The organism is Hymenobacter qilianensis, assembly GCF_014638675.1.
Classification (GTDB): Bacteria; Bacteroidota; Bacteroidia; order Cytophagales; family Hymenobacteraceae; genus Hymenobacter; species Hymenobacter qilianensis.
Map to the genome: position 1 here is coordinate 230,440 of NZ_BMFN01000002.1, position 25,915 is coordinate 256,354.

The 25,915-nt window shown below is 52.9% G+C and carries 22 protein-coding genes; 11 read left to right on the forward strand and 11 right to left on the reverse strand.

All coding sequences use genetic code 11. The features are described 5' to 3' along the window. Window positions 1-24: 24 nt before the first annotated feature. From IEW06_RS08865 to xerD, 5 genes are all read right to left on the reverse strand, one after another. A complete protein-coding gene (locus IEW06_RS08865) occupies window positions 25-1,314 on the reverse strand; it encodes a hypothetical protein (protein WP_187732212.1) in 1,290 nt (429 codons plus the stop codon). Beyond that, window positions 1,311-2,615: a DUF2851 family protein gene (locus IEW06_RS08870; protein ID WP_188548101.1), complete on the reverse strand. Its 1,305-nt coding sequence runs from the start codon at window positions 2,613-2,615 to the stop codon at window positions 1,311-1,313. Before IEW06_RS08870 ends, IEW06_RS08865 begins: the two co-directional genes overlap by 4 nt. A 180-nt stretch (window positions 2,616-2,795) precedes the next feature. Further along, window positions 2,796-3,440: an outer membrane lipoprotein periplasmic chaperone LolA1 gene (gene lolA1, locus IEW06_RS08875; protein ID WP_187732214.1), complete on the reverse strand. Its 645-nt coding sequence runs from the start codon at window positions 3,438-3,440 to the stop codon at window positions 2,796-2,798. Window positions 3,441-3,566: 126 nt separating this feature from the next. Then, on the reverse strand, window positions 3,567-6,503 hold the full coding sequence (locus IEW06_RS20705) for an FtsK/SpoIIIE family DNA translocase (RefSeq protein ID WP_229743079.1): 2,937 nt from the start codon (window positions 6,501-6,503) through the stop codon (window positions 3,567-3,569). Window positions 6,504-6,781: 278 nt separating this feature from the next. Then, window positions 6,782-7,669, reverse strand: coding sequence for a site-specific tyrosine recombinase XerD (gene xerD / locus IEW06_RS08885; RefSeq protein WP_188548103.1), 888 nt, complete (start codon window positions 7,667-7,669; stop codon window positions 6,782-6,784). Window positions 7,670-7,880: 211 nt separating this feature from the next. On the opposite strand from xerD, the gene aroQ reads away from it, so the two are divergent. The 6 genes from aroQ (at window position 7,881) to IEW06_RS08915 (ending at window position 12,689) form a co-directional block, all read left to right on the forward strand. Then, entirely contained in the window at window positions 7,881-8,327 is a 447-nt protein-coding gene (gene aroQ / locus IEW06_RS08890; RefSeq protein ID WP_187732216.1) for a type II 3-dehydroquinate dehydratase, read from the forward strand. A 151-nt stretch (window positions 8,328-8,478) separates the two neighbouring features. Then, window positions 8,479-9,540: an aminotransferase class V-fold PLP-dependent enzyme gene (locus IEW06_RS08895; protein ID WP_188548105.1), complete on the forward strand. Its 1,062-nt coding sequence runs from the start codon at window positions 8,479-8,481 to the stop codon at window positions 9,538-9,540. A 131-nt stretch (window positions 9,541-9,671) separates the two neighbouring features. After that, window positions 9,672-10,232 carry a MarC family protein gene (locus tag IEW06_RS08900; protein WP_187732217.1) on the forward strand — a complete coding sequence of 187 codons (561 nt, stop codon included), beginning with the start codon at window positions 9,672-9,674 and terminating at the stop codon, window positions 10,230-10,232. A gap of 100 nt (window positions 10,233-10,332) precedes the next feature. After that, window positions 10,333-10,797, forward strand: coding sequence for a ribonuclease HI (gene rnhA, locus IEW06_RS08905; protein ID WP_187732218.1), 465 nt, complete (start codon window positions 10,333-10,335; stop codon window positions 10,795-10,797). A 63-nt stretch (window positions 10,798-10,860) separates the two neighbouring features. After that, the gene (locus IEW06_RS08910; protein ID WP_187732219.1) at window positions 10,861-12,027 is read left to right on the forward strand and encodes an acyltransferase family protein; all 1,167 of its coding nucleotides are present in this window, start codon (window positions 10,861-10,863) and stop codon (window positions 12,025-12,027) included. Beyond that, window positions 11,967-12,689, forward strand: a complete 723-nt coding sequence (locus tag IEW06_RS08915) for a tRNA1(Val) (adenine(37)-N6)-methyltransferase (protein ID WP_223284568.1) — start codon at window positions 11,967-11,969, stop codon at window positions 12,687-12,689. The genes IEW06_RS08910 and IEW06_RS08915 overlap by 61 nt, the downstream gene beginning before the upstream one ends. Before the next feature lie 86 nt (window positions 12,690-12,775). On the opposite strand, the gene IEW06_RS08920 is transcribed toward IEW06_RS08915, so the two are convergent. Beyond that, window positions 12,776-14,131 carry a saccharopine dehydrogenase family protein gene (locus IEW06_RS08920; RefSeq protein ID WP_187732220.1) on the reverse strand — a complete coding sequence of 452 codons (1,356 nt, stop codon included), beginning with the start codon at window positions 14,129-14,131 and terminating at the stop codon, window positions 12,776-12,778. 267 nt (window positions 14,132-14,398) lie between these two features. On the opposite strand from IEW06_RS08920, the gene cdd reads away from it, so the two are divergent. After that, window positions 14,399-14,899 carry a cytidine deaminase gene (gene cdd / locus IEW06_RS08925; protein WP_187732221.1) on the forward strand — a complete coding sequence of 167 codons (501 nt, stop codon included), beginning with the start codon at window positions 14,399-14,401 and terminating at the stop codon, window positions 14,897-14,899. 26 nt (window positions 14,900-14,925) lie between these two features. Beyond that, window positions 14,926-15,576, forward strand: a complete 651-nt coding sequence (locus IEW06_RS08930; protein WP_187732222.1) for an alpha/beta hydrolase — start codon at window positions 14,926-14,928, stop codon at window positions 15,574-15,576. Window positions 15,577-15,584: 8 nt separating this feature from the next. Here IEW06_RS08930 and IEW06_RS08935 read toward each other — a convergent pair whose 3' ends face one another. Continuing rightward, window positions 15,585-17,090, reverse strand: coding sequence for a DUF5723 family protein (locus IEW06_RS08935; RefSeq protein ID WP_188548107.1), 1,506 nt, complete (start codon window positions 17,088-17,090; stop codon window positions 15,585-15,587). Window positions 17,091-17,348: 258 nt separating this feature from the next. Here IEW06_RS08935 and IEW06_RS08940 point away from each other — a divergent pair, with 258 nt between their 5' ends. Further along, window positions 17,349-19,289: a sensor histidine kinase gene (locus IEW06_RS08940; protein ID WP_188548109.1), complete on the forward strand. Its 1,941-nt coding sequence runs from the start codon at window positions 17,349-17,351 to the stop codon at window positions 19,287-19,289. A 55-nt stretch (window positions 19,290-19,344) separates the two neighbouring features. Next, window positions 19,345-20,022, forward strand: a complete 678-nt coding sequence (locus tag IEW06_RS08945) for a response regulator (RefSeq protein WP_187732227.1) — start codon at window positions 19,345-19,347, stop codon at window positions 20,020-20,022. 75 nt (window positions 20,023-20,097) lie between these two features. Here the strand turns inward: IEW06_RS08945 and IEW06_RS08950 are convergent, their stop codons facing one another. The 4 genes from IEW06_RS08950 to IEW06_RS08965 form a co-directional block, all read right to left on the reverse strand. Next, window positions 20,098-20,847 carry an SDR family NAD(P)-dependent oxidoreductase gene (locus IEW06_RS08950; RefSeq protein WP_187732228.1) on the reverse strand — a complete coding sequence of 250 codons (750 nt, stop codon included), beginning with the start codon at window positions 20,845-20,847 and terminating at the stop codon, window positions 20,098-20,100. A gap of 90 nt (window positions 20,848-20,937) precedes the next feature. After that, a complete protein-coding gene (porT, locus tag IEW06_RS08955; protein ID WP_187732229.1) occupies window positions 20,938-21,639 on the reverse strand; it encodes a type IX secretion/gliding motility protein PorT/SprT in 702 nt (233 codons plus the stop codon). Between the two features lie 26 nt (window positions 21,640-21,665). Beyond that, window positions 21,666-22,391, reverse strand: a complete 726-nt coding sequence (ubiE, locus tag IEW06_RS08960) for a bifunctional demethylmenaquinone methyltransferase/2-methoxy-6-polyprenyl-1,4-benzoquinol methylase UbiE (protein ID WP_188548111.1) — start codon at window positions 22,389-22,391, stop codon at window positions 21,666-21,668. A 131-nt stretch (window positions 22,392-22,522) separates the two neighbouring features. After that, on the reverse strand, window positions 22,523-24,820 hold the full coding sequence (locus tag IEW06_RS08965) for an OmpA family protein (protein ID WP_229743080.1): 2,298 nt from the start codon (window positions 24,818-24,820) through the stop codon (window positions 22,523-22,525). Between the two features lie 474 nt (window positions 24,821-25,294). Between IEW06_RS08965 and yihA the strand changes: the two genes are divergently transcribed. Continuing rightward, window positions 25,295-25,912, forward strand: a complete 618-nt coding sequence (gene yihA / locus IEW06_RS08970) for a ribosome biogenesis GTP-binding protein YihA/YsxC (RefSeq protein WP_187734342.1) — start codon at window positions 25,295-25,297, stop codon at window positions 25,910-25,912. Window positions 25,913-25,915: the final 3 nt, after the last annotated feature.

The window sequence follows — 25,915 nt, forward strand, 5'->3', positions numbered from 1 at the left end:
CGCAATAGTCAGCAGGCGGGCTTGCTATCGGGCAGCTGGCGGCAGCTCGGTTCTAAATCGGGGAAGCCAGCGGGCCGCATAGTCATTTTGAAGCAGCAGAAACACTAGATACGGCAGCAAAACCGCCCGGTAGCGGTTCAGGGTTCCCAGGTTAGGCGTACTCAGCCCCAACAAGGCAGCCAAGGCCAGGCAGTACAGCACCAAAACAACCACCAATGCGAACGGCAGATAACCGGGTCGGCGCCGGGCCAGCGCCACCAAAGCTACACCAATCAGCAGCAGTAAAGCCAGGTTTTCGAGGCCGGCAACGATGTATAGCAGCTGCTTGTCTTCCCCGAGCCAGGGGCGAGTAATGGTGCTTACAATGGCCTTGGGCGTATGGCTCAGGATGCTTTCTACTGTCGGCTTCAGGTTATCGTACTCAATATGCGGGCGAGTGCGCGATGCTCTAACCAGCTGATTATAGTTGTGGCTGAGCTGGTTCGTGAATTTATTCAGGCGAAGAACCGGAATTACCTCAGCGGCCACCCGCATCCCTCCTGCCAGCACTACCAGGATAATGGCCAGCTGCACCAGCCAGTGCCGGGCGCGGCCAAAAAACTGTTGCAGCGTATGCACTACTACAAGACTAGCCAACCCACCCAATAGCAAACCAGCAAAGAAAAAGCGCATCTTGAAGTGCAACCAAGCCAGCAGCAAAGCACCCGCTATTCCTACTGGTCGAACGGGCTGACCGCCATACAGCCACCCTACAACCAAAGCGGTAAGCCAGGCTCCGCTCCCCACCAGCAAACTCTCTTTCGTAATGCCCGACGACCAATACACAACCGACGGCCACGCCAGCCATGCCACCGCTGCCGCACCTGCCGGCACCCGCGGCAACGCTATTTCTACAGCCCGCACCAGCTGCCAGCTGCCGATAAAGCTAAACAGACTCAGGTAAGCCCCATTCAGCAGCGTATTCCCCAACGACCCTAGATTCAATACTGACAGGAGCTTGATGATGAAGAAGGTGTTTGAAAAGCCGTGAAATATCAGTTTCTCTCCGTAGCCATGAAATTCCTCTCCCAGCAAAGTCTGTAGCCAAGCGCCGGGGTTATCCCACAGCTGGGCGTTGAGCAGCTTACCCCAGAACTGAAAATATGCAGCGTCGCTGGTGAGCGCGAGGCAGGCAGCAGCGCCAGCCAAGAGCCTCAGCACCAAGGCAGGCAGCAGCACCTTACCCAACGCAGAAGCACGCGCCTGCCGCCGCAGCCAGTAGGCCAGCGCTACTACCAAAAGTATATTCAACCCTATAGCGACAATAATTTTCACCTAGGGGGCAAATTATGCTGCAGAATCCGGCTGCCAACCGCGCACTTTAGGCAGCGGCGGGGCTGGCAATAGCCGTGGTGCATAGCCAGCAGCCCTTGCGAATCGGCGGCGGTGCGGTGCTCAAAGTGCAGAGCCTCATAAGGAGCCGTCAGATGATTATGCTCAGCGGGCAACTGCTCCAGCAAGGCCACGGCTTGCTCCACCAGCTCAGGCTGACCTACGTGGCGAGCGTAGGCTACCCGCAGAGGCACCACCACATTGATTATCAATAAATGAATGCTGCTCCGGCCCAGAGCAGCGACTTTGCTGGGGCTGCCTGGCCGGTAATGGGCTTGCCAATAGGGAGATACCGCCACCCGAAAAAACTGCTCCAACGCTGCCACGCTACCGGCCGTGAGCAGCGCATCGAACAGGGCCGGCCGGGCATGAAGCAAAGCCGCAAGCTGAGCGATACGTACCGTCGGAAAGTTGGCGGGCCGCAGGCGCAGGAAGTTCCAGGCATGGGCAGGCAAGGCCAGCGCACCTAGCTCATATTTATGACGCAGAAACTCATATTCCCGGCACAGACCGGCCAGGTAAGCATCACTGGGGGGCAAATCGGGGGCAGTGGGCAAGAGGCCGGCCTGCCCAAAAAGCAACGCCTCCGTCTGGAGCGAATCGTGGCGGTGGCGCCGCAGAACGCTCAGCGGCACGGCTTTAGCCAAACGAGCCAGCGGCTCACTATTTTTCTTAAACCCGAAAGCGGTGGCCAGCGCATGATAAGTCGTGGCCTCCCAGTCGCCGCCTAAGTGTTTATTCTGAGCTTCTATCAAATCAGCTTTTTGCTCCATTCTTTCCAGTAATGCCCGCCCGAGCATCATGGTGCGCGTAATGCCCGGCACCAATGGCAAAAACGGCGCACACGGCACCGATACGGCATCCAAATTGCCCCCCAGCGCGGCATAAGTGGTCAGCAGTGCGGGTGTTAATCGCGGCGCCAAGGTCAGGGAAGAAATAACGGAGCCATTGGTGCGCTGCACGGGCTGGTCGGCGGCATACACCACGTGCAATACTACCTGGTCGTATTTGGGGTCTGTCTGGTGCTGATGACGCTGCCAGTCGGAAGCGCGCAAATGGATTTCAACGGCACCATTCCACTCTACTTCGCCAATCTGAAGACGAGCATTCAGGAAGTCAGGTCCGGCATCCGTATTGTGGTGGCCGGGGCGCAAAACAATCAGCTTTTCGCCCTGGTCCGTCAACAAATCTGCTTTATCAAAATACTGGTGCTGCCAGACATAGTGAAGTAGCTCTTCTTTCATAAGTGATAAGGTGTTCCAATATAAGTAAGTAGCCGTGCTGGTGAGAATAAAGGCAATTGTCAACTCCTTTTTCGGCCAAAGGCCGCATACAAAAACCAAGCACTTATTTGCGTTTATCCACCAAAAAAACGGCCCGCCTCCACCAGAAGTGAAAGCGGGCCGAAATTCATTAGCGAAGGATTAACGCAGGTCAATCACCTTTACGCCCTTGTACTTCGCTTTATCAAAGTTGAAGGTAGTAGCATCAACCGGTGGATTAGGCTGGAACTTGCGGATGGTTACGGTTGTGCGGCTGCCGTTCTTTTTAAACATCTTCCAGCTTTTCAACGACTTATCAGCCTTACTCACTGATAAGCGCACCTTAAAAACCTGATTATTCTTGTCTTCGGGCGCCAATTCGATGATGTCGACGGCCTCACCAGCTTCTTTGGCTTCCTGCACATAAGAGTACTTGTAGCCTTTTTTATAGAGCGTATAAATCTGGGCCGGCGAAATCTCGCCCTCTTCAGGCTCATAATCAGAGATATTCACCTCATTCTCGTCCTTCATGTAAGTCCACATGGTCTGGCCGTTGTTGATGATCTCCTGACCGCTCAACTTCAGCCGAAACTTTTGGCCACTCACCGTAATATCGCCGGTCATATTCTCTTTTACCTTAGCCGCGTCGTTTTCGAGGGTTTGGGTAAAAGTGGCTTTAAACGCTTTCATTGCCTGGTACTTGGCACTCATCTGGTCGAGAATCTTACCAGCTTTGGGGTCCTGCTGCGCGGGTGCGGCTGCAACCAGTGTAACCGATAACGTCAGCAGAGCGAGGAATTTTTTCATTTGTGGGGAGAGAAATTGCTGTTGCAAAGTGGTGGCTCAGAACCAGAAACTTTATTTGTAGCTATAAGAACAGAGGTAACAGTTCTTCGTTTTTATGCTATAGTTTCCAGCCTTAAGCACTTATTTCTAGGTTTTGTTCAGGTTATTCAATAATTGCTCCAAACTGTACTCATCCGGAATTAATACCTCTCGCGCTTTGCTGCCCTCAAAAGGTCCTACGACGCCGGCGTGTTCGAGTTGGTCAATCAAACGTCCGGCTCGGTTATAACCCAGCTTCAAACGGCGTTGGAGCAACGAGGTACTACCCTGCTGATGTGTCACAATTACGCGGGCGGCTTCCTCAAACATGCTGTCGCGGGAGGCAGGATCAAAGTCCTCGCTGTTACCGCCCGTATCACCTTCGGCACCGGCCACTTCCGGCAACAAATAAGCCTCTGGATAGCCTTGTTGCTCGCCCACGAAGTCGCAAAGACGATCTACTTCGGGCGTATCAATGAAGGCACACTGCACCCGAATCAGGTCGGAGCCGGCCGAAAACAGCATGTCCCCTTGTCCTACCAACTGATCCGCGCCACCCGTATCCAGGATAGTGCGGGAGTCAATCTTGGAGGTCACTTTGAAGGAAATGCGGCAGGGAAAGTTGGCCTTGATGATACCCGTAATCACGTTCACGGAAGGGCGTTGAGTAGCCACAATCAGGTGAATACCAATAGCGCGCGCCAATTGAGCCAAACGGGCAATCGGCGTTTCTACTTCCTTTCCCGCCGTCATCATAAGATCGGCCAGTTCATCAATAACCAGCACAATGAACGGCATGAAGCGGTGGCCTTTTTTGGGGCTGAGACGGCGCTCCACAAACTTGCGGTTGTACTCCTTCAGATTGCGGCAGCCAGCATCCTTCAGTAGGTCGTAGCGCCGATCCATCTCCATACACAAGGAGTTGAGCGTGTTCACCACCTTTTTGGTGTCGGTGATGATGGCTTCCTCAGTGTCGGGCAGCTTAGCTAGGAAATGACGCTCGATTTTGTTGAAGATGCTCAATTCCACCTTTTTAGGGTCAACGAGCACAAACTTCAACTGCGAAGGATGCCGCTTATAAAGTAGTGAAGCCAGAATCACGTTCAAGCCCACTGACTTACCCTGACCTGTGGCACCGGCCATGAGCAAATGGGGCATTTTGGCCAGATCGGCCACAAATACTTCATTGGTAATAGTTCGGCCGAAGGCAATGGGCAGGTCCATTTCGCTGGTGCGAAACTTCTCGTGGCTTAGCACCGACCGGATGCTCACCATTTCCTTCTTGGTATTCGGCACCTCAATACCGATGGTTCCTTTACCCGGAATAGGCGCGATGATACGAATACCTAACGCGGCCAGACTCAGCGCAATATCATCCTCCAGACTTTTGATCTTGGAGATACGCACGCCCGCATCAGGCACAATCTCATACAGTGTCACCGTCGGGCCGATGGTAGCTTTGATGCTCGCGATGTTGATGCCATAATGGCCTAAGGTTTCAACGATGCGGTCTTTGTTGTCCTCCAGTTCCTCCTTGCTTACCTGGGCTTTGGCGGCACCATAGTCGTTGAGCAATTCCAAGGTTGGATATTGATAGCGCGAAAGGTCGAGCGTGGGGTCGTAGTTCTCTGTGCCTTCGGCAAAGAAGTCGTCGTCATCGGCCACTGTGATGGCCATGGGGGGCGTTTCGGCGGGAGTTGCTGGTGCTACGGTTAAAGGCGGCGAAGTGGGTGCAGCAGTAGTCCCATCGGCTAAATCAGCCAAGGAAAGCGGCGTGGGCACACGGCTGGTTACGGGAGCAGCTTCGGCATCAACGGGCATTTCAACCGAGAAGCTAGGTCCGCTCATGCTCGCAGCCGAAGCAGCTAATGCTGCTGCCCCCGCTGTAGCCACGCTAGGCGCAACAGACAATGGCAGGGCCGCGCCGGCAGGAGCCGTAATGCTGAAAGCTGGAGAAGCAACCGACCCCGTAGGGGCTGGGCTTTCTGCTTCCAATTCGTCGTCTTCATCCTCCCCTATCGTTGAAGTGAACTGGGGGGCAATTTCTTCTTCCGGCTCTCTCCTGACGACTGGCTTTGTGCTACGCAATGTCATCTGGGGGGCAATTTCCGCTTCTTCGGCATCGAGCGAAGCAGTGGGGTCGGCACCGTGATTTACGCCTAGACCTGTGCGGCCATACAGATCCTGACCATCAGCGCTAGCATTGGCGCTGGTGGCGTCTGCCTCATCTTCGGCGGCTGTTCCCATGCTTAGGCTGGTCACATTAAAGAAGAAGACAACGAAGGAAATCAGCAGAAAAGCCAGCAGTAGCACCGTGCCCCAACCAATAAGGCTATCGAGCCAGGAGGCAACTTCATACCCAATGCCACCGCTCAAAAAATCGAGGGTGTGCGCTAGGTTTGGGTCGGCGTCGGGAGTCTGGAGGGTAAGCACAACATAGCCAAGCAAAGCGCTCAGCCACAGCATCGAAAACAGGCATAACGCGATGACGTAGCTGAGCGACACGCCTACGCCGGCGCGTCGAAACACGATTTTATACCCCAAAAAGAAGACGATAGGAATGACCGCAAACGCGGCTACACCAAAGCCTTTATAAATGAGCACCTGCGCGGCCATTGCCCCTAATAAGCCCAGCCAGTTGCCCGATTCCTGCCCCGCTTCTTTGGCAGGCGTGGTGGCCAAGCTGCCTACTACGCTCTGATCGGCGTGACCCGTAAACAGGAACGACACGAACGCAATAGTGAGGTAAATAGACCCCAATAGGAAGAAAAATCCGAGGAACAACTGAAAGCGACGGTCGTGCAGAAAGCCAAAAATGCCCCCCAACGAAGGCAGCTTGGGCCATTGGCGCGGAGGCTTCTGGGCTTTGGCAGCAGGCTTGGCTGCCGCTGGTTTTGAGTTGGCCTCAGCACGGCGACTGTTTTCGCGGAGAGCCGGGGCGGGCTCTGGGGCGGGCGCCGGGCGAGTGGCGGGGCGGGCGGCCGGACGTGGCTCGTTGCCGCGGGCCGGCGGAGTATCAGATTGTTTATATGTATTCTTTGCCATGCTTACGCACCGAAAGGCTATATGTAGAACTTACAAGGCGGCAGTGTAGCTTCTCTCAGGAACGATTTATCCCGGCAGCCAACACCTCACGCTTCGTAAAGATACACTTGCCCGCCCGCAGTCCTAACCGAAAATTTGCCCCCCAGACCGCTCCATTGCTTAAATAACCTGGTTCCAAAACCATTACAGGTCAAAAAGCTCCCTGCAAAAACGAACACGTCGCCTTGGGCGAAGGTGTGGATGAGCTTCCCCCAAGGCGACGATGCCCAAACCGGCGACTAGCTGCGCGGGTGAAACTCAGTAATAACTTGCTTCAGATAATCCCGGTCGAGGTGGGTGTAGATTTCGGTGGTGGTGATGCTTTCGTGGCCCAGCATCTCCTGCACGGCGCGCAGGTCGGCGCCGCCTTCAATAAGATGCGTGGCAAAGCTGTGCCGGAACGTATGCGGACTCACCGTTTTGCGAATACCTGCTTTATCGGCCAAGGCTTTGATGATGTTAAAGATCATCACCCGCGACAATTTTGCCCCCCGACGATTCAAAAACACGATATCCTCGTGGCCGCGCTCAATGTCGAGGTGGCAGCGTATGCCGGTGAGGTAGATGTTGAGGTGCTTCAGCGCGTCGCGGCCGATGGGCACGAGGCGTTCCTTGTTGCCTTTGCCCGTGACGCGCACAAAGCCCTGATCGGCATACAAATTGGATAGCCGCAGCTCCGTCAGCTCCGATACGCGCAGGCCTGACGAGTACAGTACTTCCAGGATGGCGCGGTTGCGGGTACCTTCGTTGGTGCTCACGTCCACGGCGTCCAGCAATTGTGTTATTTCCTCATACGCCAGCGTATCAGGCAGCTTACGGCCGATTTTGGGAGCTTCCAGGGTATCGGTCGGATCTATCAGCAACATATCTTCCATAATCAGGAAGCTGTAGAAGGCCTTAATACCGGAAAGCGTGCGGGCTTGTGAAGTAGCGCCAAGCCCCAATTCGCCCAACCAAGCCAGAAAATCGCGCAGAATCCGGGTCGTTACCTGCTCCGGGTTTGCGGGTAGCTTCGATATCTCGAGGTACTGCCGCAACTTGCCTACATCCCGCACATACGCCTCCACACTATTGCCTGATAACGATTTTTCGAGTTGTAAATAGCCCTCAAATTGTTTGAGGCTCATGGACCAATTCAATAGTAGTAAATTTAGAAGCGAGAGGTGTGAGGAAGAATCCAAGAGTCGTGCCGAATGGGGGGCTTTTTTCTAGGAATCTTTGGGAATATTCAGGTCAGAAAATATTTGCAGCAGCAAGTAGTACTTTTTAGCGCGATCTAGAAAACACTAGTTTTAGCAACGTTCCCCGACCTTTACCTTTTCGCTTCACTCTTGCTTCATGAAAATCATCATCATCAACGGCCCCAACCTCAACTTATTGGGTCGCCGCGAACCGGGCATTTATGGTAATCGCTCCTTCGAAGACTTTTTGCCTGATTTGCACGAGGCATTTCCCGCCATCAAGCTGGAGTACTTTCAGTCGAGCCACGAGGGCGAGCTAATTGATAAGATACATGAAGTAGGCTTCACTTATCATGGCATTGTGCTCAACGCCGGCGGCTACACGCATACTAGCGTTGCCTTGGCCGATGCCGTAGCCGCTATCAACACGCCTGTAGTAGAGGTACATCTGTCTAACCTGGCAGCCCGCGAAGAGTTTCGGCAGAAAAGTTTGCTTGGCAAACATTGCATTGGCACCATCACCGGTTTCAAGCTCGATAGCTACCGGCTGGCCCTGCATTATTTTGAAGGATTACGGCCGAAGCGCGTTGGATTCAAGGTGTAAAGCAATGATGGTTGCTGGGGGGCTTTTTTGTGCCCATGCCTAAATAATGGACATGAATCAGGCCGAGGTAAACGTTAGTCTCCCCAAGAAAGGTGTCGGCCAAACCCCGCTCCTACTACCTTTGTCTTCTCCACTAGCAATCACCAACTGAATGTATACTTTCAATCCTGGACCATCGGCTGTGTATCCGGCCGTGCGCCAATACCTCACCGATGCCTTCGATGAAGGCTGGCTATCGGCTCCGCACCGTGGCGAGCGTTTCACGGGCCTGATGCGTCAAACCGTTACCGATCTTCGGGCTAAGCTTAATATTCCGCAGGACTACACCGTTTTCTTCCTTAGTTCGGCTACTGAGTGCTGGGAAGTCCTAACGCAAAGCCTGACGCCCACCAAAAGCTTTCACTTGTACAGCGGCGCCTTCGGGGAAAAGTGGCTCGACTATGCCCGCGCCCTGCGCCCCGCCTCTACTGGCCAAGCTTTTGGGCTCGATGAGCTGCCCAATGTGCACACGCTCCCCTTCAACGACGACACCGACTTAGTTTGCCTTACTCAGAATGAAACCTCTAACGCGACCCAGCTTCGCGATGGTTTTATCCTAAACGTTTTCAACCGCCTCGGCAACGCCTTGCTGGCCATCGATGCTACCTCGTCGCTGGGGGGCATTCAGCTGAAGTATATTAAGGCAGATATCTGGTTTGCTTCGGTTCAGAAAGCTTTTGGCTTGCCCGCTGGCTTGGCTCTGATGGTGCTTTCGCCCCGCGCTGTAGCCCGCTTCCGCCACCTCAACGAGCGCGCTCACTACAACAGCCTGACGGCCCAGTATGAGAAAATGCTCAACTGGCAAACCAACTACACACCCAATGTGCTGGGCATCTACTTGCTCAGCCGCGTACTTCAGGACCGGGCGCCAATCAAAGCCGTGCACCAGCACCTCCAAGACCGCGCTACCAAGCTCTACGACTTCTTTGATAGCGCTACTCAGCTCAGCCCGCTCGTGCAAAACCCTGAAACGCGCTCCACTACCGTTATTGGCTTGCAAGGCCCCCCAGCCCTGATTGATGAGGTAAAGCGCAGCGCCCTGGCACAGGGTATGCAGCTAGGCAATGGCTACGGCACTTGGAAAGCCAACAGCCTGCGTATCGCCAACTTCCCAGCTATTCCGGATGCGGCCTATGAGAAGCTGGTGCAGTTTTTTGCCAAAGACTTCGCCTAACAACAGCCTAGCACCAAGCTCCAGCTTAGCCACCATCCGCGCCGCATTATTTCTCTGTGCGCCGTCATTGTAATTGACTTGCTCATCAAACCCAAGGTTCGTTTCGCAACCTTCAGGTTGGTGCCAACAATATGTTTTCATTAAAAGAAATCCTCTCCGTCACGCTTACCTTGTTTGCTGTTATCGACATTTTGGGCTCCATCCCTATTATTATCCAGATTCGGCAGCGTGAGGGCAAGGTGCACTCCGAGAAAGCCACACTGGTAGCGGGGGCGCTGATGGTGGTTTTCCTGTTTCTGGGCCAGAGCATTCTATCTTTATTTGGCGTTGACTTTCAATCATTTGCTTTAGCCGGTGCCATTATCATCTTCCTGATTGGTATGGAGATGATCTTGGGCATTGAGCTATTTCGCAACGATCCGCTGGCTGCTTCGGGCTCCATTGTACCGTTGGCTTTCCCCCTCATCGTCGGGGCCGGCACTATGACCACCCTACTATCCCTACGAGCGGCTTACTCCTTGCCCAACGTACTGGTAGGCATCGTTTTAAATCTGGTCTTTGTGTACGCTGTGCTCAAAAGCAGCGCTTGGATTGAGCGTAAACTCGGCAAGGCAGGCGAAGACATTCTACGCCGCGTTTTCGGCGTGATTCTGCTGGCAATTGCCATTAAGCTGTTTAAAGCCAACTTTTAAGTAACTGATTATCCGAATTGTAGGCTACCTACTCATCCATCAAATAGATGGGCGTTCAAGCAACCGACAATTCGGATATGTTGCCATTCAATAAGTCAGAATGATATATCTTTTTACTGACGGATCATCCCGCGGAAACCCCGGTCCGGGTGGCTATGGAGCCATTCTACGCTTCGGCCAACACGAAAAAGAGTTGACTGAAGGCTTTCGGCTCACTACCAACAACCGCATGGAGCTACTAGCGGTCATCGTAGGTTTAGAGGCCGTCACGCGTCCCGAAATACCCATCACCGTAGTCACCGACTCCAAATATGTGGTTGATGCCGTTGAAAAGCGCTGGGTATTCGGGTGGGCTATGAAGCCTGATTTTGGCAAAAAAGCCAATGAAGACCTCTGGCGGCGTTTTCTAAAAGTGTACAAGCAGCGCACCGTGCACTTCCGCTGGGTGCGCGGCCACAACGGCCACCCCGAAAATGAGCGCTGCGACCGCCTGGCGGTGTTCAGTGCCACGCAAGGCAAATTACTCGTGGATGAAGGCTACGAGCTTATTGAGGCCAAGCGCTAGCTTTTATTATTCAGTATATCAATCGCAAAAAATAGTTATACCGCTGGTATAATCAAATAAAGCATGCGACTTCCCTACTATTCTTCATTAACTGGTGTGAGAGCAGTAGCTGCGTTTATGGTTTATTTACACCATTATAATCCAGGGGAATTAATATTTGAAAGTTCGTTTTTAAAATCGGTATTTCACGAATTTCACGTTGGGGTAACTATTTTCTTCACGCTTAGTGGTTTTCTTATTACGGAGAGATATTTTACCACAGAACTATTATCAATCAAAAATATAAAAATATACATTATTAATAGGTTTGCAAGAATATATCCATTGTATATAGTTCTAACCCTTCCCGTTTTCTTTATTGCCTTTTATAATGCTGGCTTTACCAGATATTATTTATATGCGCTTATCCTGAACATCACGCTTCTTAAGAGCTTATCTTTAGAGTATATGTTCACTGGTCTGCCACAGGCTTGGTCGCTAACCGTTGAAGAATGCTTTTATTTTTTCGCAATATTCTTTTTTGCAGCCCTGAATAGTCGCAGATTTAATAAAGCGGCCGTCTGGATATCAGCTATCATTTTACTGCCTACTACGGGGTTTTTGCTGGTTAAAGCCTTTAACTTTCTGCATCTACCCTTCTTCGAAAATGTACCCTTCGTAGCGTACACGACTTTCTTTGGTCGCTTTTCCGAGTTCTTTATTGGCGCTGGTTTGGCGTTGTTACTAAAAAAAGTGAAAACCAAACATGATTTTTCTTTTTTAACATACGGCGGTATCCTATTATTTTCGCTGGGAATATTTGCTCTGATGAAAATAAAAGTGGCGTATGGGGCCAATTTCGGCGTGAGTCCACCTATTGGCACTGCGGTAAACAATCTTTATTTTCCTTTGTGCATAGCTACCATATTTATGGGCCTGCTTCGGGAAAAAACTCTCGTTTCTACATTTTTATCTACAAAGGCATTATCTGTACTTGGAAAAAGCTCTTATGCCTTTTATCTTATTCATATGGGGCTTATTCATGAACTGCTATCGCCTTACTTCAATGAGGAATCTACGCTAGGGGCTGTAGCCATTTATTTGGTATTGGTAGCATTATCTATAGCTCTGTATTACTTCTTTGAAGAGCCGGTGAATAAAAAAATCAAATCACTTACTTCTCGTCACGAGTGGCCAACCCCTACTTCCAGTTCAAGCAATTCCGCGTTGAGCAAGGCCAGTGTGCGATGAAGGTGTGCACCGATGCCTGTGTGCTCGGTGCTGCGGCCAATCTTTCCGAGTCTGCTCGCCTTTTGGATATCGGCACGGGCACTGGTCTGCTTGCTTTAATGGCGGCCCAGCGCAACCCAGCGGTTCAGATAGAAGCTGTTGAACTAGATGAATCGGCTGCTGTGCAAGCCGTTGAAAATGTGGCTGCTAGTCCTTGGTCGGAGCGAATAAAGGTTCACGGGTTGAGTTTGGCAGCATTTGCCAGTACCCAGCCAGCGCCCTTCGATTATATTATCTGTAATCCACCTTTTTTCCGCCACTCCCTGCGCTCACCCGACGCGGCACGAACAACCGCCCGCCATACGGCCGCTGATACTTTATCCTTCGAGGAGCTGATAGCTTTCACTGCCCAATACCTCACTCCTGCCGGGCAGCTTACGGTGCTGTTGCCCCCGCCAGAAATGCGCCATTTTGAACAGATAGCGGCTCTGGGGGGCTTTTTTCCCAGCATCCGCCTTCAAGTGCATCATCGACTGGGCAGCCGCGCCAACCGACATATTACCACTTTTACCCGCACGCCGGAGGCCACCGAAAACTGTAGCCTGGCCATATATACCGAAGCTGAGGCGACCTATTCTCCGGAATTTAAGGCTCTGCTACGCGATTTTTATCTGGCTTTCTGAGTTACTCCCGCTGTTCTCAATAAAGCATGGCACCTTGATAATCAACGATATAATTCGGGTGGTTATCGAGGTTTAATCGCTGATTATTAATTCGATAACTCGCTTTCTTCTTCCTGAAACTGAATTCCGTAGTCAGCCTCCAATTCAGCTAGAACAGGCTCGTAGAGGTCGGCGTGAGTTGGAATAACCACGCCATGCTGTGGTACCAGACCACGGGCCAGGCGGCGCACGACCATACCAAGCGGCAGCCCCACCGTTTTGGCCATGGCGGTGTGCGTGGCATCGTCGCCAGGCACCACCAGCGAGGATGTGCGCCGGTACCGTTTGCCGTGCAGCATAAACTCAAAAAGATGCTGCATCACAATCAGGTCGTGGTCGCCGGGCTGGAGGCGCCATTTTTCGGTCAGTAAATGTTCCAGCAGCTGGGCCGGTGTGGCGTTGGGCAGGCCAACGGCCGTGTGCTTGAACAGCCCGAGCCAGCTAAGTAGTCGCATTTCTTCTCCATCCGGATTCAACCCTAAATAGTCAGCCAATTGAGTTGCCAGATTGCCCCCCACGGCAGCGGCGGGAGGCAAATAGGCGGCAATAAGCTGCGGCCACGTCCAGTCGGCCGTGTTGCCCAGATGCACGGTGTCGTCGGTGAGGCCGAGGCGAACCAGGGCGTTCCAGGCAGCGCAATAGCCCGGCCGGCGCAGGGTGCCGCGCAAAATGGTAGGGATAGTATCGAGGCCGTAGGGTGCGCGGTAGCTGAGCGAATCGCGGTTGGCGTAGCCCTCAAACTGCCCGTAGCCGGGAACGTCCAGAACCTCTAAGCGGCGAAAGAGCTGCTGATACGGAATAAAGTGGGGTCGGCCATTTTCCAGGTATTTGGCGGTGCTTTGTCCGGCCAGCACCACGTTCCGCGGGTTCCAGGTAAACTTGTACCGCCACGGATTATTCCCCTCCGACTCGGGCGTAAGCAGACCGCCGCAGTACGATTTGAAGGACACTAATTGCCCCCCACGCGCCCGAATGGCTCCTATTGCCTGCATAGCCGACATATGATCGAGGCCGGGATCAAGGCCGCATTCCATCAGCAGCGTCACGCCAGCGGCCTGCGCTTCAGCATCCAAGGCGCGAATTTCGTCGGTGGCGTAGCTGGCAGTAGCCAGATGACGGCCGTGGCGCAGGCAAGCGCGGGCTACTACCGGATGAAACGCCGCGGGCAGCATGGAAATCACCACGTCGGCGGAAGTTACCAGCTCCTCCAGCAGCGCATCATTCTGAATATCAAATGGTACGGCGCGGGCGTATTCGGTGTGGGCTACCAGTATAGGCACCAAATGCGCAGGCTGCACATCGGCTACGGTAAGGTGCCAGCCCTCAATGGGCGCATAGCGCAACAGGTAGTTAATCAGAGAAGATGCCGAACGCCCGGCCCCGAGCAGCAGGATATTTTTCAAGAGAAGGGTGCGTAGTGATGCACAAGTCTACGAACTCTACCGCTAATCCGCCGCCCGTCAACAAGTCATTGCGCTCGTTGTGAATGACCAGATACCTAAATGCTCTTAGGGCTTAGCCACGGATGAAATAGGGACTTGGGGGGCAAATTTCTGATTGTTTTGATGTTGATACACTGGTAAAAGGATAAATGTCTTACATTCACCGCCCCTTCTCCTACCGGGGCCGCTTGGTTGGTGATGGAACGCTGCATTCCCTTAGACCTGCCAATGGCTCACCCGTTACAACTGACTATTACTGTGGATGTACTGGCCTCCGAAGCGGAGCTCACTCCATCCGAAGCCACCATCTGGCACGCGGCCCGCGCCGCCACTGATCACGCTTACGCCCCTTATTCCCACTTTAACGTAGGTGCCGCGCTGCTCCTCGACGATGGCTCTGTTTTTAAGGGCTCTAATCAGGAGAACGCGGCGTATCCATCGGGTTTGTGCGCAGAGCGTACGGCCTTATTCGGCTTGGCGGTAAGTCAGCCCGAACGCCGCATTGTTGCGATGGCCGTGGCCGCGCGCCCGGCCCAGGGCGACTTCATGCTGGCCATGCCGTGCGGAGCTTGCCGCCAGGTAATGACCGAATACGAAAACCGCCAGGGCCAACAGATTCCGCTGCTTCTGCCCGGCCCCGATGGCACCATCTACCGCTTCCGCACCCTATCCGATTTGCTGCCGTTCCAGTTTTCGGCCGAAAATCTGCCGGGGCAACGCACGGAGTAGTTGCGGCAACATTCTACTTATCAGAGGTGGCTTCAGCTCAGGAACATCGGCTTACGGTAGCGCGTACCGCACGCTATTATCAGTTGGGTGAGCTAACCGAGCGCACCCGGTACATTTGGTTTGTGTGCCATGGTTACGGGCAGCTGGCCGCCTATTTTATCCGGCATTTTGCTGTTCTCACCGAAGTCAACGACACCGTCATAATAGCCCCAGAAAGCCTGTCCCGCTTTTACTTGCAGGGCAATGGAGGCCGCATTGGGGCGAGTTGGATGACACGGGAAGACCGGCTAGCTGAGATTGACGATTATGTGACGTATTTAAACCACCTGGCCGAAACGCTGCTGCAAAAAAGCCCCCCAGATGTAGCTATCACTGTGTTTGGCTTCTCGCAGGGCGCAGCAACAGTTAGCCGGTGGCTGGCCCGCGCAACGTTTCGGCCAGACCGGCTCATTTTGTGGGCCGGCGCTTTCCCTGACGATATAGATTTTGCGGTGGCCACCCACTTATTGCAGCGCCTGCCCGTAGTGCTGGTGTGCGGCGACCAAGACGAATTTATCAAGGAAGCTGACCTGCAAAAGCAGCGCGACTTTCTGGTTCGGCTGGGCGTAGAGCCTATCATTCTGCGTTTTACAGGCAAGCATGAGCTTAACGCCGCCACACTGCGGCAATTGATGTAGCTGGTCGCCTAGCTAGTTTTCTGAGTAGTTTTCACCTTCTGAGTTGGGGTTTTGGCCTTTTTTGGGGTCTTATACCGTTTGTTGGCCCAGGTAAATAACGAAAGCTCGGCATAAGCATTGGCCCCGTATAGATTGCTTTTCTCGAAAAGCGCCTGCAGGTTATTGGAGCCAACGGTCAGAGGGCCAAGCCGTAGCATCAGGCCATAGGCCAGCATCTGATAGTTGTTTACCAGCGAAACCGGAGCGGCAATTTCCAGCCAGCGCGTTTCGAGGCGGGGCGTAAAGGCAGCGTAGGAAAGCTGGCGCATCCCGATGGCATAGCGCCCACGCAAGCTCTGGCTTACGGCTGCGTTAGCGTAAATTTTGCCCCCCACATGGTAATCAAAGTCCACATTGAGCGCCGTGGCCAGGCCCGCCACAAACTTGGTGTCTTTACTCAGGTCCTGCGCCCGTAGAATCCGCTCGATGCGCTCATCGAAGTTATCCAGGTCGATGCCGTTCACCTCGTCGTTGCTCACGCCCAGGTTAGCCGTTTTGATTTCGTTGTAAGCCACAGTTTGGTCGCGGTAGCGAATGCCGCCAATATCGGTGATGGCTACGGCCAACCGATAGCGGTACTTGTTGCGGCCGTGGTCTACCTTTTCTGCTCCTTTCGCATCCCGATAACGGTAGCGGTCACCGTCGGGCCGGTACTCATAGACGAAGCCAATATCTGCCCCCCAGCCGCTGCCGGGCGTATTCTGCCCTCTGAGCCAGCGCCCGCCCTCCTCCGTATCAAGGTCGTCGAATGCCCGAGGATTGGAATAGCCAAAGGCGCCATCAAGGTTTCGGATTCGCACGGTAGTATCACTCGCCGCATTTGGCGCAGCTACTTCCAGATCCATGCTTTTGGCTTGCAAATACGCTGATCCGGCGCCCATCAGACGCTTTACCGTGATGCCCGTTTTGAGAAAGTGCGGGCCTTCGTCGAACACAACCCGCCCATAAGTCAGGTTCCATTCAGCAAAGGCATTCATGTTGAGATTAAGCTTGTTATCGGTGAAGCGGCCGCCATTCTCGAATTCATCCACCGCATTTCGAATCAGTTCCTGCGAAACGTTATTGCCCTGAAGCGCAGCCCGAACCCGCGTGCTGACCGCAATGCTGTGCTTGGAATTTAAGCGAAGCAACAGGCCCGGGCCACGGGCGTTCACGCCTACACTTACCAGGTTAGGCCGGTCGCCTGTGCGTTGCTGGAGGTAGCGGCTTTCCAGCTCAAAATCTTCGCTGGGGCTCTTCAAACTCCAAGGACCGGTGTAGCGGTAGGCGGTATTGGTGGCGTGCCCATCAACGGCCAGCAGTTCTAGCTGCACGCTGTAGCGATTGTCGGCGATGGTAGCTGGGTTCCAGATTGCGCCCCCTAGCCCAGCAAAGTTGCTGTGCGAAGGATTGAACATTTGCTGGGCGATTGCATCATAGTTGGGTAGCGCTACAAGTAGCGAGCCACAAACATAGAATAGTATCGATTTTCTCATGTAGGCATATATGGTTTAGTGATTGATCAGCAGATGATTACATTATTAGGCAATAGAACTACAAGCTTACAGCCTTGCACTATTTTATGAAATACCTACATTTAAGTAATTTCTGATTTAAAATCGCATTTATTCAAGAGGTTATTTTGATTCCTAAACTGATATACTTAGAGGCACCGATCAGTTGACTTATCCCGGGTTTTCCTGTTATAAGTCAGCTTTGGTTAGTGTGTCTTATTTCTACTTTTACCCCCGGCCATGCCCAGCTATCTAGGTGTTTTTTTGCTGCTTTGGGTGAGCTTGGTTCTGATACCGACAGCTACGCAAGCTGGTCCCGATTTGCCCCCCAAGCTTTCTGACACGCTCTACCTGCGCGAGTCAAATGGCATCCACCTCTCCGAAACCTACCTCTACATTACGGAGCCTTTTTCGGCCCCGCCCACGCCTGCTCATGCTGACAGCCTCTTTCGGTCTGGTGCTTTTACCGCAGGCCCATGGCACCGGACGCTCAACTTAGGCTTTGTGCATCAGCGGCTTTGGCTGCGGTTGGCAGTTGTGAATACTTTACCGCAGCGCACCCGTTTTATCTGGAGTCTGTATAACTATACCGATAGCGCTACGCTGTATTACCGGGGGGGCGGCGATGAGCAGTTCACGCGGATAGCCGCCGCGTCCTCCCAGGTTCCGGCCGCCGAGCGCATATTTCCTGCGCGAGCCTTATGTCTGCCCTTCACACTGGCGGCCGGCGAATACGCCGAGCTTTATCTGCGCATCGATCATCATGCGGGAGCCCTTTACATGCCCACCGACGTGACAACAACGGAGGACTTTTTGGCTTGGGAAGTGAACTATGTCTTTTATAAGCGCTGGATTTGGCTTATCGGGTTTTATTTGGGCAGTGCCGTGTTCAACCTGGTTTTGTTCGGTTTCCTGCGCGACCGAATTCACCTCTGGTATGTAGCGTATGTGGTTTTTACCACTATTTTTCTGCTGATGGAGGATGGGCTGGATGCCTTGACTTTCCCGGGCAGTGTGTACCGCCTGCTGTGGTCTATTGGTCAGTTTAACTTTATGCTGCTGGCGGCCGCCTGTGGGCTTTGCATTCTTCAGTTGTTTCTGCGGCTGCGCAACGGCTGGCCGGTTCTCCACCGTGTAGGCACTGGCCTGGTTGTTACGGCCGCTGTCTTTGTGCTGGCTTATACGCTGCTTTATCCGGCTGCTCGCGCTCAGGAAGGTACGCTGGGGCTTACGCTGCTCAACGGGGGGCGAGAGGTATTGCTGGTTTCCATTTTTACGTACTGCTGGGTTGCGCTGATAGCCGTTTTCCGGTCGCCTCGCCGACGCCGCCTGGCCATCTATTATTCCCTCACCTACTTCTTTTTCTTCGGAGGATTTGTGCTATTCTGGCTAAACCACGTCGGGCTTACTACCCTGCATCTGGTTGAGCCCAATGCCCTGGCTTGGGGGCTATTTCTGGAGTTGTTGGTTCTGAGCTTCCTGCTCACAGGGCGTTTTCGCCACACACTACGCCAAAATGCCAAGCTGCGTATCCGGCAGCTGCGCGAACGTAATGACATGAGCGCCCGTCTGATAGCTGCCCAGGAAGAAGAGCGTGAACACCTTGCCCGTGAGCTCCACGACGCTCTGGGGCCAAACCTGATGGCCTTACACATGGCCTGGCAAGGGCAGGCCATTCGGGATGCGCTGGCCGCTTTTCCGGAAGCCGCTGCCGCCGCTCGCCAAACCGAGCTTCTATTGCGCCACCTGCGCGATGAGGTGCGCACGCTAAGTCATGCATTGCTCCCTGCCGAGCCCGGCCTGGGTAGTTTGAGTGACTCGGTTGCGCACTTAGGTGAACTGCTAAATCTCTATGGCAATCCTGTGGTGCGCACCTATTGTGATACCAGCCTCGACACCATTCCACAGCCCCTACAAATGTCGGCGTATCGCATTGCTGCTGAGCTACTTAACAACGCAGTTCGCCATGCGCGTGCCTCCGAAGTAAAAGTGCAGCTGCTCCGGCACCCCACTTCCCTGGAGGTTCTGGTGGAAGACAATGGGAAAGGCTTTGAGTCGAATGCTGCAAGTAATGGCATTGGTTTGCGGGGCGTACGCGCCCGCGCCGACTATCTGGGCGGTCAGGTCCATATTGATAGCTCCAGTAATGGCACTAGCATTATGGTTTGGCTACCGTGTTGAGTTAAGTCAGTCTCGTTTATAAGATCACAATGATTTCTGAGTAACCACCGCACGCATGAATCAAGTTTTATCTGCTGACGCACCACCTTTGCCTTGCCGACTCCTCATCGTCGATGACCACCAGATGCTGATGCAAAGCCTGACCTTGTTGCTGAATGAGCAGCCCGACCTGATGGTAGTAGGCCAGCTCCGGTCGGGAACCGATCTACTGGCCTGGCTGTCAGTCGCAGCTACCCCACCCGCTGATGTACTTCTGCTCGACCTGCACCTGCCTCCTCCCGATGGCCTTACTTTATTGCCCCAGCTGCGGCAGCAATGGCCCCAGCTGAAGATATTAATCTTAAGTACAGCTGCGGCAGGCACTGAGCTTATTGACCGGATAGCCACTGCCGGTGCACGTGGTTTCGTTTCCAAATCGGCAGACGCTGAGATACTGCTGACGGCTATCCGGGCCATCCAACGGGGCGAGCTGGCCTTTCCGCCCCGGCTTCAGCAGGCTACGTTGCTGACGGTTGGCGCTACAGCGGAGCCGTCGCTGCGCCTCCAGCGCCTCTCGAAGCGGGAGCGGGAGATTGTTCGGCTTATCCGCACCGGCCTTACCTCGCGCGTCATCGCTGATCAGCTTTCGCTGTCGGAGCTGACCGTGGCTACGCACCGACGAAATATTATGTACAAGTTGGAGCTACAGAACCTGGCTTCGTTGGTGCAGTTTGCCATCGACCACGGCTTATAAAGCCAAAAAAGCCCCCCAGAGCTTCATGCTGATTCTGGGGGGCTTTTTATCAGTTTTTTTCATGTAATCAGAAGCTTACAACTCTTTGCGCATAGTAGTAGCGGCTGCCTGGGCTGCTGGCAAAAGCAAAACTTCCGCGATGTTTACGTGGGGTGGGCGCGTTACCATAAACTGAATGACATCCGCCACATCTTCGGGCCGCAGGGGCTCGTAGCCTTTGTATACGCTGCTGGCGCGGTCTGTATCTCCCTTGAAGCGAACTGTCGAAAACTCAGTTTCTACCGCCCCCGGATTGACCTCGGCTACTCGAATGTGGTGGGGCAGCAAATCAAGGCGCATGCCTTTAGAAAGCGCTGCCACGGCCGCTTTGGAGGCACAATACACATTGCCATTGGCGTAGGTTTCGCTCCCGGCAATCGAGCCAATATTGATAATATGGCCCTGCTTGCGCTGTACCATGCTGGGCAAAATAGCCTGACTCACGTTGAGCAAGCCTTTCACATTGCTGTCCAGCATCTGATCCCAATCGTCGGGGTCGCCATCCTGAATGGGCGCCAAGCCATGAGCACCCCCGGCATTATTGACGAGCACATCTATTTGCCGGAAATCAGAAGGTAGACTAGACACGGCTGCATCGGTGGCCGCACGGTCGCGCACATCAAAGAGCAGCAGGTGCACAGGAGTAGGTGCCAGCTGCTGCGCCAATTCCTCTAGCCGTTCCCGGCGGCGCCCCGTCACAACGAGCTGGAAACCAGCCTGTGCCAGCGCTACGGCCGTCGCACGACCAATTCCCGAAGAAGCACCCGTGATAAAAGCAGTTTTCATGTTAAGCTGTACTAATATGGAAGTCCGAAACAAGAAAAAAGCCCCCCAGAGCACGAAAACAGGCACTGGGGGGCTTTTTGGACTATTGATTTATTCAAAAGTGAGATATAGAGTAACTGTGTGAGCACGCATGCTTTGTAGGCTACGGCTGTACACGTTGTCGCCGGGCTGAAATAGGTTTGTCAAACCGTGGGAGAAGCGCAGCTCAGGCGCAAACTTAAACAGCGGGTAAAACAAATCGAGCCCGACACCATACTCAATGGCAATGTCGCTATCATCGGTGCGGAGCAGGTTGCGCTCAGGGTCTTTGCGGCGGTTGCCCACGTTAAAGCTCGGCTTCACGCCTCCCACCACATACACCCGCGTATTGCGCCGCCGGTCCGAGTGAAACTTCAACAAAAGCGGGAATTCCAGCTGCGTGGTTCCTATTTCCTGGGTCTGGATGGAATCGCTGGTGAGCAAGGGCTTAAACTCCACACGACGCGTGATGAAGCTCACTCCCGGCGTAAAACGCAAGTTGAAATGGTTGGCCAAGCGTATATCACCCACGAAACCAACCGAAAAGCCGGGGCTAATAATAGAGTTGGCCGTTACTGCTTGGCTGCCTACATACGCTTGCGACTGCTCAATGCTGTAGCTCGAAAAATTGGGGGCAACGTAAAAGCCAGGGTGAAACCACCGGTTGTCGTAATCTGCTAGGTTATCAACCGTGATAGACTTAATATTTCCCCTTTTACCAATTTTGGCGCGGGTCTTTCGCTGCGCCTCTGCACTTAGTGGCAGCAGCAGCAAAACGAACCCGACGAGAGCCAGACAAATTATTTTTGAGCTGTGTAAATGGAGCTTATGCCGAACGTGAGGGGTTGCCATGCGGGATTTTTGAAACCAACCTGCGTTAAAATAGACAGGAAGTCAGGACCATCGGGAAAAGCCTGCACCGATTCGGGCAGGTACGTGTAGGCAGCGCGGTCTTTGGAAATGAGCTTACCAAAAACGGGCAGTACGCGCCGAAAATAGAAATTATACGCTTGCTTAAGCGGAAAGGCAGTTGGTTTGGAGAACTCCAGAATCACCATTTTGCCCCCCGGCCGCAATACCCGCTGCATTTCAGCGAGCCCTTGCTTAAGGTTTTCAAAATTACGCACTCCAAACGAAGCCGTCACCGCATCGAAGTGATTATCTGGAAAAGGCAGGCTTTCCGAATCGCCTAGCTCGAGCTGAATACGGTGCGATAGGCCCTTGTCAACCAGTTTGCGCCGCCCCACCTCCAGCATGCCCTCCGAGATATCAACGCCGGTCACCTGTGTTTCCGGCGACAGACGCAGGCTCTCAATAGCAAAGTCGGCCGTTCCCGTGGCAATATCCAGAATGCGCGTCGGGCGCAACTCTTTCAACTGATTCACGGCCTTGCGCCGCCAGTAGATATCGGTGCCAGCGCTCAGGAAGTGATTCAGGAAGTCATACTTACCAGCGATGCTGTTAAACATCTGGGCTACCTGCGACTTCTTGCCGGCAGCATCATCTTTATAGGGTACAACGGTCATAGGGCTCTGGGGCGAACAACGAAGGAAGGGGGGCAAAATTGCTCAAACATAACGCGCTGGGGGGCATTATGTTGAAAAAAAACGGGTCGAGCGTAATGCCCGACCCGTTTTTAGGGGTACTGGAAAGCCGATTAGTCGTTGTCGGTCTTCACTTTAGTTTTGCCATCAGCGTCTTTCACTTTCGAGTCGATTTCGCCGTTTTTGGCTTTGGTTTTCGACTCTTCGCCATTGGGTGACTCCGTCTTAATTTTCACCTTCTCGTCATCCACTTTCGTCTTGATCGTGGTGCCGTCAGCAGTTTTAACCTTTGCTTTACCATCTGGCAACGCAGTCCCCATAGGAGCAGCAGTAGCAGAAGTGTCGGTAGTCGTAGTAGTAGCTGTAGAATCAGTTGTCGTCGGAGCAGCTGGTGCAGCAGTTGCTGGGACTACAGACTGAGAATTGGTTGGCGTAGTGCCTGCGTCTGTCGTGGTAGTGCTGTTACCTGTGTTCAAGGCAGGAGCAGGCTCGCCTTCACGCTGAATTACGCGGAACTCAACCCGACGGTTAAGTTGCATGTTCTCAGGTGAATCGTTTGGAGCAGCCGGACGACGCTCACCATAGCTGGCTGTTACGAGACGAGCATCAGAGATGCCTTTACGCAGCAAGTACTTGTAAGCAGCCGTCGAGCGGTTGTCGCCGAGGGTCATGTTGTACTCGTCCGTATTGCGCGAGTCGCAGTGGCCTTCCACCGAAATATTTACGCCAGGGTTAGCCTTCAGGATGCTGGCAATTCGGTCCAGCTCCGTGATAGATTCAGGACGCAGAGCGTACTTATCGGTTTCGAAGAAGATCTTCTTGAAAGCATAAACATTGGAGCTATCCACGTAAGGCACGTAGAAGTTCTTCTCAACGATAGTAGAGTCGTTGATGGCTACTGGTACTTGGAACTCCTCGGTGATGATGTTCTTACCATCTACCGATACAGCAACCTGATAAGGGCGGCCTGACAGGACGCTTACCTGATAATCACCTGTTCCGGGCTTCGTTACATCGCGGTAGCTAAGAGCGGTTTGGTCAGCCTGAGCGCCACTGAATACCAGCTCTACACCTGGAATAATGGTGCTGTCGCGCAAGCTGAACACTTTACCACGAATAGTGGCATTCTTGATGTAGTTGATGGTGTAGATATCCTTCTCGCCGTAGCCGCCAATGCGGTAGCTCGACAAGTAAGCATACGTGCCATCTGGGCTCAAACGGTAGTATGTATCATCGTCAGGCGTGTTGATAGGATAGCCCATGTTCTCGGGCCGGCCCCACTTACGACCGATTGAGTCGTAGGTAGATTTGAAAATATCGTAGCCACCCATGGTGTTCAGGCCACGTGAGCTGAAATACATTGTTTTACCGTCCTTGCTCAGGTAAGGGCTGTCATCATCATACTTGGTGTTGATGCCCGTTACCGGCTTAGGCTTACCCCAATCTCCATTGCCAGAACGAGTAGACACGTAGATATCAAGGGTACCATCCTCAGAGTATTTCCCCGTAGAGAAATACATCGTCTGACCATCTGGCGTGATATAAGCGTCCGACTCGAAAGCGCTGGTATTGATGTTACCATTCAGCTTCTTAGGAGGAGTCCAGTCGCCTCCTGCTTTCTCGGAATAAAAAAGGTCACCATTCTCATCCTGACGATACATCAGCATCTTGGTGTCGTTGTCGTACACCTGAATGGATGCGTCGTGGCCTTTACCATTAAGAACACCGCTGAGCGAGCGTGGCTTTTCCCACTCGTCGTCGCTGATGCGCTTCGCTTCAAAGATGTCCTCGAAGTATTCGCCGTCGGACGCTAGATTGCCGCCTTTTTTGCTATTGCCAGAACTGGCACCGGTTACATTTTCGCCCCGGGAAGTGAAAAGTAGTACTTTATCATCGGCCGAAATAACTGGGCTGTGCTCGGAGTGAATCGTGTTGATTGTAGGTCCTAGGTTCTTGACAAAGATGTCCTTTGGGGTGCTGAACTGAACCTTCGCGTTTTTGCTGTGCTGAATCAGCTGAGCCAGTTCCGCTTTGCGCGTGTCTTTTTGCTTCAGCGTAGCGTTGTACGTCTGGTAGTGCGTAATGGCCTCGTCGAAGTTATAGTTAAGGTGATCTACGCGGCCCAACCAGTACTCAACGTCTTTAGAAACCTTTGGCTTCAGGCGCTGCGCCTTATAAATGTAGTCGCTTGCCTTTTCCTTGTCAAACGACATGTATGAAACACCAGCCCGAAACAGAGCAAGCGCATTGTTTGGCTCTGCGGCTAGTACCTGCTCGTAAAAAGGAATAGAAGCTCGGTAGTTCTCTTGAGAAAAGAACTTATTCGCAGTCTTGAGTTGCTTGCGGGTGCCCTGAGCCATTGCGGGCTGAGCTACAGCAGCGGCAAGAGCGAAGGCGCAAGAAGCTTTCAATAAACTTCTGACTAAGTTATCCATTGTTGAAGGGGGGTTTAATACTAAAGAGTGCAGGAAGTATGACGTAGCAAAGGGCACTTACTTATGAGGAGATGACTCCGGTCAAATGGGCCCTTATACTTGAATGTAGTTGTAAGGTTAGAGGGCATTATGCACATTTTAAACATTGCGTTTAAAAAAGTGCAAATAACAGTTTCATTAAACCAGCATATTTCTATCCAAAAAGCAGGTACTTGGCGGCAAAGATAGAAATTTTATAATACGACCTTCATCCTATACAATTTAATTAAAAAAATTCCTGTCACGGCTTTAAAACGCATTAAATCAATAGTCTAAATATTTTGGATTTCATAAAAAAGCAACCCTGCTACAACCTGTAATATATTGCTCTGAGGGTAGCGCAAAAATCTACGGAGCGGTGCGGCCATGGCTTTCACTTACCTTTGCAGCATCACCCGAGTAGAGAAAACCATGCTGATCCGCGAAGCAAAATTTATCACAAGTAACTCACGTGCAGACCAATGCCCGCCTGCCACCCTGCCCGAATACGCTTTTATCGGGCGCTCGAACGTGGGCAAATCCTCGCTGATTAATATGCTTACCAATCAGAAAGGACTAGCTAAAACCTCCTCCTCTCCTGGCAAAACGCAGCTAATAAATCACTTTCTTATTAATAATGAGTGGTACCTGGTCGATTTGCCGGGCTACGGCTACGCCAAGGTGAGCAAGACGGCGCGGGCCACCTGGAGCAAGATGATCAGCTATTACATGCGGCAGCGCGAGAATCTGACCTGCGTGTTTGTGCTCATCGACTCACGTCATCCTCCCCTCGCCCCTGATATCGAGTTTATTGAGATGCTGGGTAAGGAAGGCGTTCCTTTTGTGCTCGTGTTCACCAAAGCCGATAAGCAATCGGGCTCGCGTACCCAGCAGAATGTGGTCGATTATACCCGTAAGCTGAGCGAAACCTGGGACGAGCTTCCGCGTCATTTTATCACGTCGGCGGAGGATATGACGGGCCGCGACGAGGTGCTTGGTTTTATTAATGAGATAAATAAGCAACTGGCTCAAGCCCCTGATAATTCTTAAATT